Here is a 17,894-nt window from a genome sequence, read left to right on the forward strand (position 1 = left end):
CCCGGCTCCACCCGCCCTCACGTGTCCCGCCCGCGGTCAGGGCCGGCGCAGTCCGCCCATGATCCGGGTGAAGGCCGCGGGGTCGTCCTCGTAGCCCTGCACGCCGTCGCGGAGCGTCCAGCCGTCGGCCGGGTCGCGCACGAACTCCGCGACCGTGGCGGCCGTCGCCCCGAGCACGCCGCCGAAGTCGCCCTCGGTCAGCACGGTGTAACCCTCGCGTATCCGGAAGGCCGGATTGCGCACGCCGACGAAGGTCCGCTCGCCGTGGCGCTGCTGGACGACGACGCCGACCACCACGCGCCCGTACCGGGCGTCCAGCCGGTCGAGTTCGAGTGTCATGACCTCGTCCCAGCCGAAGCCCTTGCCGTCCGTGCTGTCGCGGTGGAGCGTGATGGTGCCGTCGGGGGAGCGGCTGTCGAAGTGCACCACGTAGACGGGCTCGCCCCGCGGGTCGTCCCCGAGGTAGGCGCCGGCCACGATGTCCAGGTCGGTGGGTGGTTCACCCGCCGGACTCGGGTCCCACTTCAGCGACATCTCGACCTTGCGGATCCCCTTGTTGAGGCCGTTCACCGGTCTTTTCCTCCCCGTCCCCGTCTGCTGTCCCGCCGAACTGGCCGCTCGTCAGGGCCGGTTGTCCATCCTGCCATGCACGCGTGGCAGCCCGCACGAATGCCGGATGCCCAAGACGGACCGCCGTCACGCCCGTCGGCCGTACCATGGCGCGGTGCTGGTCAAGTGGATTCGCTGCACCGTGGTGGACCGTCGCGGGTTCGAGCGGGGACAGCGGAAGTGGGCGGGGCTTCTGGGAGAGCCGGGATTCCGGGGACAGGGCGGGGGCTGGAGCAGGACACGGCCCTCGGTCGCGCATGTCTTCGCCTTCTGGGAGAGCCGCGCCTTCTACGACTCCTTCATGGCGCGCTCCCACGACCGGCTGGCGACCACCCAGGCGGGCACCTTCAAGGACGCCCGGGTCCGCCTGTTCGACCACCGCTTCGACGTGAAGACCGGCTTCGAACCCCGCTTCACCGACTGCGACCTGGTACGGGCGGCCCTGTGCCGGGTCCACGAGGAGCGCGCCGAACACTTCACCCTGATGCAGGAGAAGGTGTGGAACCCGGCCATGGCGGGATCACCCGGCATGGTCCGCGGCCTGTTCGCGGAGGCGCCGGGACACGAGTTCCTGGTCCTGTCGATGTGGCGCTCGCAGGCCGAGCACGGCAAGTACCGCACCGAGCGGATCGAACGGCTAGCCCTGCGCGCCCAGACGGAAGCCGACGTCTCGGCCATGACCGGCGACATCGTGGAACTGGAGCCCACCTGGACGGTGTGAGACCCGGATTCCCGCCCCGCGCGCGCCGACGCGCCTTTCGCGTGCGGGTTTCGTGTGACCTACGCCGTATGGAGGCCGTACGAGTGCTCGATCGGCCGCCACTCGATCTAGTGTCTTCGCATGGCACGACCACGGCGCATCGTCCTTGTCCGGCACGGGGAGTCAACGGGCAATGTTGATGACACCGTCTACGAGCGGGAACCCGACCACGCGCTGGCCCTGACCGAGCGGGGCCGGCACCAGGCGGAGGAGACGGGCAAGACCCTGCGGGAGGTGTTCGGCGACGAGCAGGTCAGTGTGTACGTCTCCCCCTACCGACGCACCCACGAGACCCTCCGCGCCTTCCACCTCGCCCCCGACCTCATACGCGTGCGGGAGGAACCCCGGCTGCGCGAGCAGGACTGGGGGAACTGGCAGGACCGCGACGACGTCCGCCTCCAGAAGGCCTACCGCGACGCCTACGGGCACTTCTTCTACCGCTTCGCCCAGGGGGAGAGCGGGGCCGACGTGTACGACCGGGTCGGCGGCTTCCTGGAGAGCCTGTTCCGCAGTTTCGAGGCCCCCGACCACCCGCCGAACGTGCTGATCGTGACGCACGGCCTGGCCATGCGGCTGTTCTGCATGCGCTGGTTCCACTGGACGGTCGCCGAATTCGAGTCCTTGTCGAATCCGGGGAACGCCGAGATGCGGATGCTCGTTCTCGGGGACGACGGCAAGTACACCCTCGACCGGCCGTTCGCCCGGTGGCGGAATCCGGAGCCGTACGGGATCACTGGAGAGTGGCAGAGCGATGACCGTTGACTCCTCCCCCGAGGAACGGCTGGGGCGTGCCCTGGCAGCGCTGCGCGGACTCGCCGTGGGCGACGCGCTGGGCTCGCAGTTCTTCGTGCCGGCCAACTACCCGCTGCTGAAGCACCGCGAGCTGCCGCCGGGACCCTGGCAGTGGACGGACGACACCGAGATGGCCTGTTCCGTCGTCGCCGTCCTGGCCGCCCACCGGCGCGTCGACCAGGACGCCCTGGCCCGCTCCTTCGCCGTGCACCACGACTTCGACCGCGGTTACGGCCCCGCCGTCAACCGGCTGCTGAGACTAGTCAGGGAAGGCGGCGACTGGCGCGAACTCGCATCCGCCCTGTTCAACGGCCAGGGCTCGTGGGGCAACGGCGCCGCCATGCGGATCGCCCCCCTGGGCGCCTGGTACGCCGACGACCCCGAGCAGGCCACCCACCAGGCGGAGATCTCGGCCTACCCCACGCACCAGCACCGGGAGGCCGTGGTCGGCGCCATGGCCGTCGCCGCGGCCGCCGCGCTGGCCGGTGCGCCGGGAGGTCCGCCCGGCGCCGACGCCCTCCTGGAGGGCGTCATCGGCCTCATCCCCAGAAGCGCCGTGACCGCGGGTCTGCGCCGCGCCCGGGACATGCTCGACTACGACGACGCCGGCACCGTCGCGGCGGTCCTGGGCTGCGGACGGCGCACGACGGCCCATGACACCGTGCCGTTCGCGCTCTGGTCCGCCGCCCGCTCCCTCGGCGACTACGAGGAGGCCTTCTGGACCACCGCGCAGGTCGGCGGGGACGTGGACACGACCTGCGCCATCGTCGGCGGCGTCATCGCCTCCGGAAGAGCGGGGACTCCTCCCGCCGCCTGGACCGAGCAGGTGGAGGCCCTGCCGGATTGGGTCCCCTCCGCTTCCTGAACGCCGCCCCCCGTACCGCTGAGCGGTTTCTGCCGCCGTTCGCCATGCGTCGCTCGCCGGGACCGACCGGGCGCGACCGGGGGAAACAGCCTCACGAGGGAAGGGCGGCGGCCGGCGCCCGGACCGGCAAGGAGGCCGTCCACTGCCGTCGGCGGCCCGGGGAGGACCTCGTCGCCGACACTCTGCGCGCCGGGCGGCCGGGCGGCCGGGACAGGACGCGGTGACCGATCCGGGAAGCGTGTGCGAGGACCTGGCGGCCCCGGCGAGCCAGGCGTGCGAAGTCGGGCACTCCCGACCGGGTCTCGCGCTGTTCTCGATCATTCGCGAATGCGACCCGAATTGGACGGAATGCTTCTGTGTGCTGATCCTCGCGAGGTGTCGAGCCGGCCGGCCGGCTTCTGGGAGAGGCCTTCGGTGCGGGGATCATAGGCGTGAGGTGCGTTCCGGTGTAGCGGGCGGCCGTGCGCCGGACGCCGCACCGGCCGTGGCGATATGCCGATCGAGGATGTGCGGAAGCGAATCAGGCAACCGGGAGGTCGAGGAGACGGCCGACCCGTTCACGCGGTCGCCGCCGCTTCCGGCCGCTGGCCGAACGGGCCGCCGGCGAGTCCTTCGGCGATCGCGCGCGGGGTCCTGCCGACCGGGGTGTCGCGAGGGGATCCGGGCGGCGTAGGCTAAGGCCGCCATGCCGTACGAACCCCCCACTCACACCGTCGAGCGCTCTCTGCGCGCCACGACCGGAGCCAAGATCATCGCCGGTGTCGACGAAGTGGGCCGCGGTGCGTGGGCCGGTCCCGTCACCGTCTGCGCGGCGGTCACCGGACTGCGCCGGCCTCCCGTCGGCCTCACCGACTCCAAGCTCCTCTCCGTCAAGCGTCGCAACGAGCTTGCCGTGGAACTGGAGAAGTGGGTGACCTCGTACGCCCTCGGGCACGCCTCGCCGGAGGAGATCGACGAGCTGGGGATGACCGCCGCTCTGCGGCTCGCCGCGGTGCGTGCCCTGGACGCCCTGCCGGTGCGACCCGAGGCGGTGATCCTCGACGGCAAGCACGACTACCTCGGCGCCCCCTGGAGGGTCCGCACGGTGATCAAAGGCGATCAGTCGTGCGTGGCCGTCGCGGCGGCCTCGGTGCTCGCCAAGGTGCAGCGCGACAAAATGATGGCCGAACTGGGTATCGACCATGCAGACTTCGGCTTTGCGGACAACGCCGGGTATCCGTCACCCGTCCACAAGGCCGCACTGGAGGAGCGGGGCCCCACCCCGTACCACCGGTTGTCGTGGGCGTATCTTGATGCGCTGCCCCAGTGGCGGCACCTCAAGAAGGCCCGCGGCTGGGCGAACGGAAGCGCGCCGGAGATCGAGGGCCAGCTCGGCTTCGACTTCTGACGATTCCGCTCGCACTGATGTGCCACCCGCTGGCGCCAGTCGCACCACCGTTTGATAGACATCAGCCCATGCCTCTCCCTCCCGAGGAGCCTCAGATTCACGAGAGTGCCCAGGGTCCCCGCGCCACTCCGGCCAGTGGCCGCACCGCGCCGACCCCTCGACCCGTACCCGGTCCCCGTCCCGCGGCCCCGCCGCGTCCCGGTCGGCCTGGTCCTGTCCGGCCCACGCCGCCCGTGCAGCGCACGCCGCGCGATGTGGCCGCCGTGCCCGGCCCTTCGGCCCGGGCCACCCCTGCCGCTTCCCCTTCCGCGCCCGCTTCGGCGACCCCTCAGATCCAGCTGATCCCGGCCTCGGCCGCGGGCGCGCTGGACGCCGCCGAGGAGGCCGTCGACCTGCTGCTCGAGTCGGGCCGCTCCCCGGGTGAGGTGCTGGTGGTCACCACCGGCGAACAGCACCCGTGGGCGGCCCACGAACTGTCCTTCGGTGAGGCGTCCTACTGGGCGCAGCACGACTCCGGGGACGACGTCTTCTACGCCGACGCCTCCGCGTTGGACCGTGCGGCGGTGCGACCCGTGGTCGTCGTCGCGGTCAACGAGGGTTCCGCCACCGTCGCCGCCACCGCCCTCCCGGCGGCCCGTGCCCGGGCCGGTGCCCTGCTGATCGTCTGCGGTGACCCGCAGCAGATCGACTCGGTGCTCGGTACGGGAGTCTGAACCCGCTCCAGGTCCTCTCCCGGTCGTCCGGGGGAACGCCCGGAGCGGGGGAGGAGCCGCCCTCGCGGCACCTCCACGCCGGTCTCCGGACGTGCGGACCCGGAAGTCCGGGTGCGCCGCCTCGGCGTGCGCGCCGCCGCGGGCTCGTGGCGATCCGACCTCGCACGGCGGGGACGAGCCGGGAGACGGCGTCGTTCGCGGACGTCATGATGCGTCACGCGCGACATCGTGATGCGCCGTGTCGACGTGTGGCGGGCGGTGCCGATGCGCGGTGCCGGCGGCCGGTGCCGCGCGGCGCGACGCGGCACCGCACGGTCGGTTCCCCGGGATCGCCGTCGGGTGAAGGCGGATCGTTTCTGCCGGCTCGGCGGGGGAGTCGGCGGCCTCTCAGCGCGCGGCCGCGCGGCGCAGCACCTCCGAGGCTGCGCCGCCGGTCCGCGGCAATGGCGGCGGCGCCTCGGACAGCGCGAAGGGCTCCGGCGGTGAATCCGCGTGGGGGCGACGGCCTCCACGGCCCTCACCGAGGACCTGCCAGCCGTCCCGGGTCAGCGTGATGTACGCCCCGCAGCGCAGCCCGTGCAGGGTGCAGGCGTCCCGCAGGCCCCACATCCAGGCGCCGTCCTCCTCCGTCCAGCGTGCGTCGCCCTCGCGGCAGTAGAGCAGCACGGCGGTGCGCACCGGCGTACGGCGGCGCAGATCGTGCGGAATGACCCGGCGCAGCTGGGCGAGCAGCGCGTTGCGGAACATCCAGCCGTCGGCCTGCGCCTGGCGCCGGGTGAACGAGGCGCTGGCCAGCAGCCGTTCGTCCGGGTCGAGCACCGCCACGACCGCGGTGGCCGGCTTCGGCAGATGGCGCGCGTGCAGGCCGCTGACGACCTCCCGCGGGTTGCGCAGCAGCGGAATGCCGGCCGAAGCCCATTCCGTGGGTTCGAGCAAGCGGTTGGCGGAAGCGGCGGACGTGGACGTCGACAGCGGTGCCGACGACGGAGCGAATCCGAGGGTCACGGGCCTCCCTTCGGCTACGGCCCACACCTGCGGGCGGGTCGGATTCGGGGGCACGCACACCGCAGGAGAGCCCTGCCGGACCACGGTCGAGCCGTGCGGGGAGCGGAACTCAATTCTTCCTGTCGAACTTGGATGCGGCAACGAGCAATTGGGGCCACCGACCCTTATGTGGCGGAGAGTGTCTTATATCCTTACCCCATGAACGCAGGGTGACGCGTGTGCCGGCCGTACACCCTTCGTTCATCCGTCCGGAGCGTGACGTTTCCCGGTCGGCGCGCGGCTCCTCCCCGGCCGACGCGCGGGCGGTGCCGGCCGACGCGCGCGGTGTCGTCCTTCGTTCCGGACACACGGAAGCGCCACGTCCGCTCACACAGGGTGAGGTGGCCGATTGTCAGTGCCATCGGGTTGCATGGGGGCATGGACAACCTGGAGCTCCGCACCGAAGCAGACGCCATCCTCGCCGAGCTCGTGGGTGTGCCGGGGGCGCGGCTGCGGGAGGACCAGTGGCAGGCGGTGGCCGCCCTGGTCGAGGAGCGCCGGCGGGCCCTGGTGGTGCAGCGCACCGGCTGGGGCAAGTCGGCGGTGTACTTCGTCGCCACCGCGCTGCTGCGCCGGCGCGGTTCCGGGCCGACGGTGATCGTCTCGCCGCTGCTGGCGCTGATGCGCAACCAGGTCGAGGCCGCGGAGCGGGCCGGCATCCAGGCGCGCACCATCAACTCGGCCAACCCGGAGGAGTGGGCCGCGATCTACCAGGAGGTCGAGCGCGGCGAGACCGACGTCCTCCTCGTCAGTCCGGAACGCCTCAACTCCGTCGACTTCCGGGACCAGGTGCTTCCCAAGCTGGCGGCCACGACCGGTCTCCTGGTGGTCGACGAGGCGCACTGCATCTCCGACTGGGGCCACGACTTCCGCCCCGACTACCGCCGGCTGCGGGCCATGCTCGGAGACCTCGCCCCCGGCGTGCCGGTCCTCGCCACCACCGCGACCGCCAACGCGCGCGTCACGGCCGACGTGGCCGAACAGCTCGGTACCGGCGCGGGCGAGGCACTGGTGCTGCGCGGCTCACTGGAGAGGGAGAGCCTCCGGCTCGGAGTCGTCCGGCTGCCGGACGCCGCGCACCGCCTGGCCTGGCTCGCCGAGCACCTGGACGAACTGCCGGGTTCCGGGATCATCTACGCGCTGACGGTCGCCGCGGCCGAGGAGGCCACCGCCTTCCTGCGGCAGCGCGGCTACACGGTGGACTCGTACACGGGCCGCACGGAGAACGCCGACCGGCTCCAGGCCGAGACCGACCTCCAGGAGAACAGGGTCAAGGCCCTCGTGGCCACCTCCGCACTGGGCATGGGGTTCGACAAGCCGGACCTGGGGTTCGTCGTCCACCTCGGCTCGCCCTCCTCGCCGATCGCCTACTACCAGCAGGTCGGCCGCGCGGGCCGGGGCGTGGAGCACGCCGAGGTGCTGTTGCTGCCCGGCAAGGAGGACGAAGCCATCTGGCGCTACTTCGCCGACACCGCCTTCCCGCCCGAGACGCAGGTGCGCCAGACCCTCTCGGCCCTCGCCGACGCGGGACGGCCGCTGTCCGTGCCCGCCCTGGAGGCGGTGGTGGACCTGCGGCGCACCCGGCTGGAGACGATGCTGAAGGTCCTCGACGTGGACGGGGCCGTCAAGCGGGTCAAGGGCGGCTGGGAGAGCACGGGACGCCCCTGGTCGTACGACACCGAGCGGTACTCCTGGGTGGCCCGGCAGCGGGCCGCCGAGCAGCAGGCCATGCGTGACTACGTGAGCACGACCGCGTGCCGGATGGAGTTCCTGCGCCGGCAGCTGGACGACGAGGGCGCGGTCCCGTGCGGCCGTTGCGACAACTGCGCCGGTGCCTGGATCGCTTCCTCGGTCTCGGCCGAGACCCTCACCGGGGCGGCGAAGGAGCTGGATCGCCCGGGGGTGGAGGTCGAGCCGCGCCGCATGTGGCCCACGGGCATGGCCGCCCTCGGGATCGACCTCAAGGGGCGCATCCCCGCCGGCGAGCAGTGCTCCACCGGGCGTGCCCTGGGCCGTCTCTCGGACATCGGCTGGGGCAACCGGTTGCGTCCCCTGCTGGCCGAGAACGCCCCCGACGGACCCGTCCCCGACGAGGTGCTGAAAGCCGCGGTGGCCGTCCTCGCCGACTGGGCGCGCTCCCCGGGCGGCTGGGCGGCCGGCGTCCCCGACGCCTCGGCCCGGCCCGTGGGCGTCGTCGCGGTCCCGTCCCTGGCCCGCCCGCAGCTGGTCGGCTCCCTCGCCCAGGGCATCGCGGCCGTCGGTCGCCTCCCCTACCTGGGGGCCCTGACGTACACCGGCCAGGGCGGTGCCCACGCGGTCCGGCGCAGCAACTCCGCCCAGCGTCTTCGGGCGCTCTCCGAGGCCTTCACGGTCTCCGGCGAGCTGGCCGCCGCCCTCGCGGCCTCTCCGGGGCCCGTGTTGCTCGTGGACGACTACACCGACTCCGGCTGGACCCTCGCGGTCGCCGCCCGCCTCCTTCGCCGGGCGGGCGGCGAGGCGGTCCTTCCGCTGGTCCTCGCTGCGGCGGGCTGAGCGTCCCCCGCGAACGGCTCCGGCCCGCACGCAGGAGGAGGACGACGGACGGCCGGGCCTCGCAGTGATGAGGTGTCCCTGACCGGACTTATCCACAGGCTCAACCGGAAGCCCGCGGTCCGCGAGATCGTCGACACATGACGAATCACAGCGAAACGACCGGATCGTCCGGAAACGGCGACATCACCGGACGTGAGGGACGTACCGGCCCCGGAGCGCGCGAGGGCCGGACCGGGTACGACCACCATGCCGGATACGACCACGAGACCGCCTGCGGCCGTGAGGCCGTGTACGACCACGGAACCGAGGCCGCCCACGACCGTGGGGCCGCCTACGAGGATCACGTCCCGCACGACGGGCGCCCGGCCCACGACGGAGGTCCCGCCGCTCACCAGGTCACCCTGCGCACCCCGGCCGAGCTGGCCGACGCCCTGCCCTACCTGCTCGGGTACCGGCCCGAGGACAGCATCGTCCTCGTCGCCCTCCACGACCGGGGCGGCCGGGGCAGGTTCGGCGGCCGGGCCCGCCTCGGCATCCCGGCCAACCCGGAGGACTGGCCCGCGGTGGCCCGGCAACTGGCGCAGGGGCTCGTCACCGGCGGCGAACGCAGGGGGGTCCGCCCCGCACAGATCGTCGCCTACCTCTGCCAGGAACCGGCCGAGGACGAGACGGGCGGCCGGGTCAGGGAACGCCTCCAGCCGCTCGCGCACGCGCTCCGTGTCGAATGCGGTCGGCTCGACATCCCGGTGATCGAGGCGCTGTGCATCTCGGACGGCCGCTTCTGGTCGTACTGCTGCTCCGGTGAGGACTGCTGCCCGGTCGAGGGGGTGCCGATGGGTCTGCCGGGCACGTCCGTGCTGGCCGCGGCGGCCACCTACGCCGGCATCCAGGTCCGCGGCACGCTGAGGGAGTTGAGGGCCCGGCTGCTTCCGCTGGAAACGGGCGTCGCCGTGGAGCAGGAGTCGGCCCTCGACACGGCGAGCACGGAGCTGCTTCCCCGGATGATCCACGACATGGGCCGTGCGGCCGTCGCGGAGGAGACCGTGGCACTGGCCGCACGCGTGATGCGCAGGCTCTCCGAGGCGCCCACGGGGGCCGGCGCCCTTCCCGCGGACCGTCGTGACGACGAGCTCGTGACCTCCGGCGAAGCCGCCGCCCTCATTCTGGGCCTTCAGGACCGGGCGACCCGCGACCGTGCCGCCGAGTGGATGGAGGGCGACGAAGCAGCCCCCGCCCTGCGGCTCTGGCGGGCGTTGGCCCGCCGCTGCGTCGGCTCCTACGGCGAGCACGCGGCGGCCCCGCTCACCCTCGCCGGCTGGGTCGCCTGGTCCAGCGGTGACGGACTCGAGGCCCGGGAAGCCCTCGCCATGGCCCTGGGCGCCGACCCGGGCTACCTCTTCGCCCGCCTCCTGCACCACGCCTGCAACGAAGGTCTGGACCCCGAATCGGTCCGACGCTGCCTGCGCTCCGAGCGTGAGGCGCGTGAGGCGCGTGAGGCGCGGGTTGGAGGAGAGGGCGACCGTCGGGGAGAGACCGGAGTCGGAGCCGGGACCGAGGCCCGCACCGGGGCCGTGTCCGGGACCGGTGGGCAGGGCCGGGCCACCGCTCAGCTCCGAGGGAGGAATCGGGCCCGAGCGGACACACGGGCCGCCCGAGTCGGTGCCGAGGGCCACGAGAGCGGCGCCGGCCGGGCCGACGGCCGGGGTGATGCCCGGCCCGGTGCGGTATCGGACGCCGGCGGTGCGACCGGCTCCGCCTCCGCTCCGGAGCGGTCCCCCTCACCGACCGTCGGTCGTCGCCGACTCCGTCCGCGTTCCGTCGGTGCCGTCGGCTCCCCGGCGCGGACGGCAGCGGGGGTGGCGCGGGAACGGGGGGCGAAGGCCCGCGATGCCCGTGCGGTCGGCTCCACGCGCCCCACCGCTCCCGGCCGCGCCGGGACGCGTTCGCGCCCCCGTGCCTCCGACGGGGCCGCCGCGCTGCGGCGGAGCGGCCCCGTCGACGGTGACGAGAGCAACGGGCGGGGGTAAGCCGGTGTCCACTCGGAACAGGAAGACGGGAGGTGCCCGGCCGTTCGCCGCCGGACCGGCCGGAAGACCCGGCCGGAAGACCGTTCGCCGCCTGACCGCTGACCGCCTGACCGCCTGACCGCCGGTGGGGCAGCCGTGGGAGCCGCCGGCCGCCGGCCGCCCGCCGCACCAGCGCCGTTCGGCGGGCCGCCGCCCGCGCGGGCGTGACCTGGCGGAGCCCGGCTTCTCGGCGGCCCGGGCACGGATTCCGGCTGGGGGCTGCGCGGACTCGGAGTGAGGGATGCGGGGCATCACATCCCCTTCGGCCGTCGCGGTGGTGTCGTGCGGGTCCACGAGACGGCGATCGGATTCTCAAGGCCGGCGGCGGCTGGACACGAGAAGGAGGCGGGGTCGCCGCTGCGGAGTGTGCCGGTGGCTGCCGAGGCCTTCGGCCACCGGGCCCCCGAGATGTACGGCGGGGAACAGCGAACCGGGGGAAGCGCTCCGCCGCCCCACCCGGCGGTCTGCCGCCCCGCCGCCACCGCGGCCGCCGGGGTCCTCTTCCTGGCCACGATGGCGGGCATCCGCCCCGACGCCCCGGCCAGGGCGGTGACCCTGCGTCCGCTGTGCGGCGCACCCCTGGGCGAGGTCGGTCCGGCAGGTCTGCGGCTCTGCGGTGCCGCCTTCTCCGTACGAGTCAGCCGACTCGCGCCGGCCCTGGTCGAGGAGGCGGCCGACGGGCTGCGACGGGGCATGTGACCTGGGGGGAGACGGGAGGGGCCGACAGCCCGGGGCGTCCGGGGACGGCCGCTCCGGACAGTGGCGGGCCGGCCGCCGATGCGGCGGGGGAAGGACGTTTTTATCGTCAGGAAGACGACTATGATCGCCGCATGCCCTACGACCCGTCAGCATTCCCGCCCTTCGCCGTCACTGTGGACCTGGTCGTGCTGACCGTGCGCCGCCACGCCCTGTGCGCGCTGGCGGTGCGCCGGGGGGAGCCGCCGTTCCAGGGGTGGTGGGCTCTTCCGGGCGGCTTCGTGCGGGACGACGAGGACCTTTCCCAGGCCGCGGCACGCGAACTGGCCGAGGAGACCGGGCTGCGCGCCCACGGTCCCGCCGCCCCCGACCAGGACAACGGCGCCCACCTGGAACAGCTCGCCACCTACGGCGATCCCGAGCGCGACCCCCGGATGCGTGTGGTCAGCGTCGCCCATCTCGCCCTCGCCCCCGATCTGCCGGCACCGCGCGCCGGCGGCGACGCGAGCAACGCGCGCTGGGCCCCGGTCGAGGAACTGCTGCAGCAGGGCGGTTACGGCCGCGACGGTGAACCGGTGGCGCCCCTCGCCTTCGATCACGCGCAGATCCTCGCCGACGGGGTCGAGCGGGCCCGCTCCAAGATCGAGTACTCGTCGCTGGCGACCGCTTTCTGCCCCACCGAGTTCACCGTCGGCGAGCTGCGCCGTGTGTACGAGGCGGTGTGGGGGGTGACGCTGGACCCGCGGAACTTCCACCGCAAGGTGACGGGCACACCGGGCTTCCTGGTCCCCACGGGCGGCACCACCACCCGCCAGGGCGGCCGTCCCGCGCAACTCTTCCGCGCCGGTGGCGCGACCCTGCTCAACCCGCCGATGCTGCGTCCCGAGGTGTGACCCCGGCACACGTAGCGGAACGGGTGTGAGGGGGCCTCGACCGGCAGGGGAGGTGCGCGACGAAACAGGCCCCCCGGGGCGCGACCGGCCGGGCCGTCGTGGCCGTCCCGGGCCACCGGCCGTCCGCTCGACGTCGGTCTCCCGCCCGCCGCGGATCGGGCGTCCGTACCGACTGCCGCTCCGGACGGGAGGGTTGGCGCCCTGCGACGATCAAGATCCCGCTGCCAGCCGCGCTACCCCACAAAACGGGACATAGCGCGCTATCTTGCTGCGGATGATCCAGGCCTTCGGACTGACCAGCAATCCCCGCAAGGGCCTCCCGCTCGCGCTCGACGACGTTTCCTTCGAGGCGCGCGCGGGACACGTGACCGTGCTGCTCGGAGCGCCGGGCGCGGGTAAGACCACGGCGCTGAGACTCATGCTCGAACTCCAGCAGGGCCGTGGCCTGACCCACTTCAGAGGCCGTCCCCTGCACCGCATCGCCCACCCGTCCCGCGAGGTCGGTGTCCTCCTGGGGGACGTGCCGGGGCATCCCGCCCGCACCGTCCGCGGCCATCTGCGCATGTTGTGCGCGGCCGCCGGTGTCCCGGGCCGACGGGCCGACGAAGTCCTCGAAGCGGTCGGCCTGGTCGGTCTGCGCGACGAGCGCCTGGGCACCCTCTCGCGCGGCATGGACCGCCGACTCGGCCTCGCCTGCGCCCTCCTCGCCGATCCGCACACCCTCGTGCTCGACCAGCCTGCCGACGGGCTCTCCGAGCGTGAAGGCCGTTGGCTGCACGGTCTGCTGCGCGCTCACGCGGCCCAGGGCGGCACCGTGCTCTGCACCACCGCGGATCCCAAGGAGGCCGCCCGCACGGCCGACCGGGTCGCCACCCTGGACCGGGGCAGACTCGTCGCCGACCAGGAGGCCGCGCACTTCGCCCGCACCCGGCTGCGGCCCCGTGTCGCCGTCCGCAGCCCGCACGCCGCGCGCCTGGCGGCTGTGCTCGCCCAGGAGGCCCGCGCCGCTCGCCGCTCCGTCGAGGTCGTGCAGGAGGACGGCAACCGGCTCTCCGTGTACGGCAGTACCTGTGCCGTCATCGGGGAGGCCGCGTTCCGGCACCGCATCCTCGTCCACCAACTCGCCGACGAGGTGGGCGACATGGGGCCCGGAGCCGACGACGGCACCACGGACCCGACGCACGCCGGGCGGGAGACCGGCGACCGGGGCGGCGCATCCGGCCCGGCCGATACCCGCGACGACCGACCCTTGGGCGACGCGCCCCTAGAGGAACGGCCCCCCACGGCCGTCGACGCCCCCTTCCCGGAACCGGACGGCTCGCCCCCCGACCCGTTCGCCACCTCCCCGGAACCAGAACACTCGCCCCCGGACCCGCCCGCCCCCTCCGCGTCGGCCTCCACCGGAGCCGGACCCCGGCCGACCCCCGCCGCACCGGGACCGGCCGCGGCAGCCGCGACGGCGGCTCCGGTCGAGGGGCCGGACGCGCCGGGATCCGTGGGATCGGGACCGGCCGCGACGGTGCCCCCCGCCGAGCCGGCCCCGCCGGAAGCCGTCCCCGACGACCTTGCGGCCGTCCCCGACCCCATGGCCGCCGTCCGACCCACCCGTGTCCCGGCCGGGGACCTCCCGGGCCCTTCTCGCACTCCCGAGGGTGCCCTGCCCGCTCTGCCGCCCCCCATCGCCGTCCGCTCCGCCCCCAGCCCGCTGCGCCCTCTCCGCTACGAACTGCGCCGCGCCGCCGGTATCGGCACCGGCTTCCTCACCGGTGCCGTCGTCCTGCTCGTCTCCGCCCTCACCTCGCTCGTCCTGGCCGGTGTCGGACACACCTCGCAGGCGCGGCTGCTGGCCGCCTGGCCCGTGCAGATGCCGCTGCCCCCGGCGGCACTCGGCGCGGGGCTGCTCGGCGCGCTCGCCTTCGGAGACGAGTTCCGCCACCCCGCCCTGGCGGCGGATCGCGGGAGCGTGCCGCGCCGACTGGGGCTGCTCGTCGCCAAGCTCCTCGTCTCCGCCCTCACCGCGGTGGCGCTCGCCTTCCTCACCGCGGGCTGCGACGCCGAAGCGCTCTACCTGCTCTACGGACGGGAGTTCACACAGGTTCCCGCGGACTGGTTGCAACTGGGCGCGAGTTGGCTCGCGCTCACGGTCGGCTGCGCCTGGGCCGGGGTCCTGGCCGCGGGTGTCTTCCGGTCCACCACGGCCGGACTCGCGGCGGTGGTCGCCGTACCGGTGGCCGTCGTACCACTCGTACAGAGGGCCGTGGAGAGCGCATCCGTGCGGACCGCCGCGGGATTCTCGGTGCGCCTGCGCGAAGTGCTGCTCTCGCAGTGGCCCTTCGGCGGAGACCGCTATGTGGCGGCCGCACTGCGTGTGATCGCACAACCCGTCGGCGGCGCGCTGACGTTGTCGCTGAGCGGCCTGCTCTGCGCGTATCTGCTCACCACCATGCGCAGCCGCACGCGATGATGGCCGTCTGTGCTCGTATGGATGCGAATTGTGCGCAACTTCCCGCAGGACGCCCATTTCTTTCCGATAAGGCGTCAATTGCGACGGGGTGAGCGATCACCCTTTCGTGTGCTTTTCACCAAAGCCCTCAAGGCAGTTGGAGACGGCGCCGACAAAACATCCGTGACTACCCTTGCGCACGCCATGATGACCGCCCGCTCCGCCGACTCCGGTCTGCCCGGTCCGGGAGAACTCGACCGCTACCCCTTCGGGGAGGGCCCCGCCACCGACCGCGTCGGCACCCCTGCCTGGGAGGGCGCGGATCCCGATCTGGGCCGTGTGGGCCGACGTGGCGCGGGCAGCCGCGGGCGCGGCCTGCACGGCCAACTCGTCCAGCAGCTCGGCCAGATGATCGTTTCCGGTGACCTGGGTGCGGATCGTCCGCTCGTGCCGGAGGAGATCGGTCAGCGCTTCGAGGTCTCCCGCACCGTCGTCCGTGAGTCGCTCCGGGTCCTGGAGGCCAAGGGACTCGTCAGCGCCCGTCCGAACGTCGGTACGCGCGTGCGTCCCGTGAGCGACTGGAATCTCCTCGATCCGGACATCATCGAGTGGCGGGCCTTCGGTCCGCAGCGCGACAACCAGCGACGCGAGCTGAGCGAGCTGCGCTGGACGATCGAGCCGCTCGCCGCCCGCCTCGCGGCCGGGCACGGGCGCGAGGACGTCCAGCAGCGCCTGTCGGACATGGTCGAGATCATGGGGCACGCCATGGGGCAGGGTGACGCGCTCACCTACTCCCGGGCCGACGCCGAGTTCCACTCGCTGCTCATCCAGGTCGCGGGCAACCGCATGCTGGAGCACCTCTCCGGCATCGTGTCCTCCGCGCTCCAGGTCTCCGGCGGTCCGGTCACCGGCTGTGACCGGCCGACCGAGACCTCCCTGGGCCACCACAACAGGATCGCCGACGCCCTCGCCGCCGGTGACGGCGCCGGCGCCGAAGCGGCCATGCGTCAGCTGCTCGCCGTCCACCCCGAGGTGGAGCGGGTCGTCCCGGCGCCCCGCGAGCACTGACCGGCAGTCCCGGTCGGTGTGGCCGGGGGCGCCCACCGCCTCTTCCCGCTCCCGCGTCACGCCCCGCCTCCCCGATCTCCCGCCGGACCCCGCAGGACCCCGCCCCGGGTCTGCGGGGTCCTGCCGCGCGTCGAGGTCGATTGGCTCGCAATGGTGTGGGTAGACACTGCGAGTGACCTCATCTGCCCGCGTCTGACCGCCTTTGAGCACTTACGGGGTGTGACTCGGGCCACGAAGATTGGGCGTAACGCTCATGGAAGCAACGCGATGACCTAAGAGGTGACAGCCGCGGAGGGAATACGGACGCCACAGAAGGCGCTGTGCAACTTCCCGGCCCCCGCCCGCACCGTCGGCCCACCCCCAAGGCCGGTGGTCGGCTCCTGTCCGTCGTGGACGGGGCCGGAAGCCGTTTTCCAACGTTCCGAGAGGTTGTTCGTGTCGGCCAGCACATCCCGTACGCTCCCGCCGGAGATCGCCGAGTCCGTCTCTGTCATGGCGCTCATTGAGCGGGGAAAGGCTGAGGGGCAGATCGCCGGCGACGATGTGCGTCGGGCCTTCGAAGCTGACCAGATTCCGGCCACTCAGTGGAAGAACGTACTGCGCAGCCTCAACCAGATCCTCGAGGAAGAGGGTGTGACGCTGATGGTCAGTGCCGCGGAACCCAAGCGCACCCGAAAGAGCGTCGCAGCGAAGAGCCCGGCCAAGCGCACCGCCACCAAGACGGTCGCGGCGAAGACGGTGACCACCAGGAAGGCCACCGCCACTTCCCCCGCCGCTCCGGCCACCCCCACGGTGGACGACCCCACGGGCGAAGCCACCACCGAGAAGAAGGCGGCCGCCAAGAAGACCGCCGCCAAGAAGGCAACCGCGAAGAAGGCCGCCCCCGCCAAGAAGACGGCGGCGAAGAAGACCGCGGGCAAGAAGGACGACGCCGAGCTGGTCGAGGACGAGGCGCTCGAGGAGACCCCCAAGACGGGCGACGAGCCCGAGGGCACCGAGAGCGCCGGGTTCGTCCTCTCCGACGAGGACGAGGACGACGCGCCGGCCCAGCAGGTCGCCGCCGCCGGTGCCACCGCCGACCCGGTCAAGGACTACCTCAAGCAGATCGGCAAGGTCCCGCTGCTCAACGCCGAGCAGGAGGTCGAGCTCGCCAAGCGCATCGAGGCCGGCCTGTTCGCCGAGGACAAGCTGGCCAACGCCGACAAGCTCGCCCCCAAGCTCAAGCGCGAGCTGGAGATCATCGCCGAGGACGGGCGCCGCGCCAAGAACCACCTCCTGGAGGCCAACCTCCGTCTGGTGGTCTCCCTCGCCAAGCGTTACACCGGCCGCGGCATGCTCTTCCTGGACCTCATCCAGGAGGGCAACCTCGGTCTGATCCGCGCGGTCGAGAAGTTCGACTACACCAAGGGCTACAAGTTCTCCACGTACGCCACCTGGTGGATCCGTCAGGCGATCACCCGCGCCATGGCCGACCAGGCCCGCACCATCCGCATCCCGGTGCACATGGTCGAGGTCATCAACAAGCTCGCGCGCGTGCAGCGCCAGATGCTCCAGGACCTGGGCCGCGAGCCCACTCCGGAGGAGCTGGCCAAGGAACTCGACATGACCCCGGAGAAGGTCATCGAGGTCCAGAAGTACGGCCGCGAGCCCATCTCGCTGCACACCCCGCTGGGCGAGGACGGCGACAGCGAGTTCGGTGACCTCATCGAGGACTCCGAGGCCGTCGTCCCGGCCGATGCGGTCAGCTTCACGCTCCTCCAGGAGCAGCTGCACTCCGTCCTCGACACTCTGTCCGAGCGCGAGGCCGGCGTGGTCTCCATGCGCTTCGGTCTCACCGACGGTCAGCCGAAGACCCTCGACGAGATCGGCAAGGTGTACGGCGTGACGCGCGAGCGCATCCGCCAGATCGAGTCCAAGACGATGTCGAAGCTGCGCCACCCGTCGCGTTCCCAGGTGCTGCGCGACTACCTCGACTGAGTCGACTCCGCACGACGCCGAAGGCCCGGGTCCCCCACGGGGAGCCGGG

The 17,894-nt window shown here is 72.9% G+C and carries 13 protein-coding genes and 1 pseudogene; 12 read left to right on the forward strand and 2 right to left on the reverse strand.

What is annotated here, in order from left to right:
- Positions 1-36: 36 nt before the first annotated feature.
- Positions 37-570 (reverse strand): TerD family protein, encoded by a 534-nt coding sequence (locus ACZ5FU_RS31940; protein WP_451527136.1) that lies wholly within the window; start codon positions 568-570, stop codon positions 37-39.
- A gap of 154 nt (positions 571-724) precedes the next feature.
- On the opposite strand from ACZ5FU_RS31940, the gene ACZ5FU_RS31945 reads away from it, so the two are divergent.
- The 5 genes from ACZ5FU_RS31945 (at position 725) to ACZ5FU_RS31965 (ending at position 5,126) form a co-directional block, all read left to right on the forward strand.
- Positions 725-1,330 carry a YdbC family protein gene (locus ACZ5FU_RS31945; protein WP_451527137.1) on the forward strand — a complete coding sequence of 202 codons (606 nt, stop codon included), beginning with the start codon at positions 725-727 and terminating at the stop codon, positions 1,328-1,330.
- 120 nt (positions 1,331-1,450) lie between these two features.
- Complete coding sequence (locus ACZ5FU_RS31950; RefSeq protein ID WP_451527138.1) at positions 1,451-2,131, forward strand: histidine phosphatase family protein; 681 nt, start codon at positions 1,451-1,453, stop codon at positions 2,129-2,131.
- A complete protein-coding gene (locus tag ACZ5FU_RS31955) occupies positions 2,121-3,026 on the forward strand; it encodes an ADP-ribosylglycohydrolase family protein (RefSeq protein WP_469047612.1) in 906 nt (301 codons plus the stop codon). Before ACZ5FU_RS31950 ends, ACZ5FU_RS31955 begins: the two co-directional genes overlap by 11 nt.
- Before the next feature lie 685 nt (positions 3,027-3,711).
- Positions 3,712-4,413, forward strand: coding sequence for a ribonuclease HII (locus ACZ5FU_RS31960; RefSeq protein ID WP_451527140.1), 702 nt, complete (start codon positions 3,712-3,714; stop codon positions 4,411-4,413).
- A 68-nt stretch (positions 4,414-4,481) separates the two neighbouring features.
- The gene (locus tag ACZ5FU_RS31965) at positions 4,482-5,126 is read left to right on the forward strand and encodes a hypothetical protein (RefSeq protein ID WP_451527141.1); all 645 of its coding nucleotides are present in this window, start codon (positions 4,482-4,484) and stop codon (positions 5,124-5,126) included.
- A gap of 387 nt (positions 5,127-5,513) precedes the next feature.
- Here ACZ5FU_RS31965 and ACZ5FU_RS31970 read toward each other — a convergent pair whose 3' ends face one another.
- Positions 5,514-6,131 carry a hypothetical protein gene (locus tag ACZ5FU_RS31970; RefSeq protein ID WP_451527142.1) on the reverse strand — a complete coding sequence of 206 codons (618 nt, stop codon included), beginning with the start codon at positions 6,129-6,131 and terminating at the stop codon, positions 5,514-5,516.
- 417 nt (positions 6,132-6,548) lie between these two features.
- Between ACZ5FU_RS31970 and ACZ5FU_RS31975 the strand changes: the two genes are divergently transcribed.
- The 7 genes and pseudogenes from ACZ5FU_RS31975 (at position 6,549) to ACZ5FU_RS32005 (ending at position 17,845) form a co-directional block, all read left to right on the forward strand.
- Positions 6,549-8,702, forward strand: a complete 2,154-nt coding sequence (locus tag ACZ5FU_RS31975) for a RecQ family ATP-dependent DNA helicase (protein WP_451527143.1) — start codon at positions 6,549-6,551, stop codon at positions 8,700-8,702.
- 137 nt (positions 8,703-8,839) lie between these two features.
- Entirely contained in the window at positions 8,840-10,729 is a 1,890-nt protein-coding gene (locus ACZ5FU_RS31980; protein WP_469047615.1) for a DUF4192 domain-containing protein, read from the forward strand.
- Positions 10,730-10,945: 216 nt separating this feature from the next.
- Positions 10,946-11,467 (forward strand): annotated as a pseudogene (locus tag ACZ5FU_RS31985) (glycogen debranching N-terminal domain-containing protein); the annotation flags it as partial.
- Between the two features lie 131 nt (positions 11,468-11,598).
- Positions 11,599-12,357, forward strand: coding sequence for an NUDIX hydrolase (locus ACZ5FU_RS31990; RefSeq protein WP_451527145.1), 759 nt, complete (start codon positions 11,599-11,601; stop codon positions 12,355-12,357).
- 274 nt (positions 12,358-12,631) lie between these two features.
- Positions 12,632-14,821 (forward strand): ABC transporter ATP-binding protein, encoded by a 2,190-nt coding sequence (locus ACZ5FU_RS31995; protein ID WP_469047617.1) that lies wholly within the window; start codon positions 12,632-12,634, stop codon positions 14,819-14,821.
- Positions 14,822-14,983: 162 nt separating this feature from the next.
- Entirely contained in the window at positions 14,984-15,868 is an 885-nt protein-coding gene (locus ACZ5FU_RS32000; RefSeq protein ID WP_451527147.1) for a FadR/GntR family transcriptional regulator, read from the forward strand.
- Positions 15,869-16,303: 435 nt separating this feature from the next.
- Complete coding sequence (locus tag ACZ5FU_RS32005; protein ID WP_469047619.1) at positions 16,304-17,845, forward strand: RNA polymerase sigma factor; 1,542 nt, start codon at positions 16,304-16,306, stop codon at positions 17,843-17,845.
- Positions 17,846-17,894 lie beyond the last annotated feature (49 nt).

The organism is Streptomyces sp. NPDC031554 (genome assembly GCF_055580685.1).

Excerpts from the sequence above, each read along its gene's own strand:
- ACZ5FU_RS31950 (WP_451527138.1), top strand. The coding sequence starts at position 1,451 with ATGGCACGACCACGGCGCATCGTCCTTGTCCGGCACGGGGAGTCAACG.
- ACZ5FU_RS31955 (WP_469047612.1), top strand. The coding sequence starts at position 2,121 with ATGACCGTTGACTCCTCCCCCGAGGAACGGCTGGGGCGTGCCCTGGCA.
- ACZ5FU_RS31960 (WP_451527140.1), top strand. The coding sequence starts at position 3,712 with ATGCCGTACGAACCCCCCACTCACACCGTCGAGCGCTCTCTGCGCGCC.
- ACZ5FU_RS31965 (WP_451527141.1), top strand. The coding sequence starts at position 4,482 with ATGCCTCTCCCTCCCGAGGAGCCTCAGATTCACGAGAGTGCCCAGGGT.
- ACZ5FU_RS31975 (WP_451527143.1), top strand. The coding sequence starts at position 6,549 with ATGGACAACCTGGAGCTCCGCACCGAAGCAGACGCCATCCTCGCCGAG.
- ACZ5FU_RS31980 (WP_469047615.1), top strand. The coding sequence starts at position 8,840 with ATGACGAATCACAGCGAAACGACCGGATCGTCCGGAAACGGCGACATC.
- ACZ5FU_RS31990 (WP_451527145.1), top strand. The coding sequence starts at position 11,599 with ATGCCCTACGACCCGTCAGCATTCCCGCCCTTCGCCGTCACTGTGGAC.
- ACZ5FU_RS31995 (WP_469047617.1), top strand. The coding sequence starts at position 12,632 with ATGATCCAGGCCTTCGGACTGACCAGCAATCCCCGCAAGGGCCTCCCG.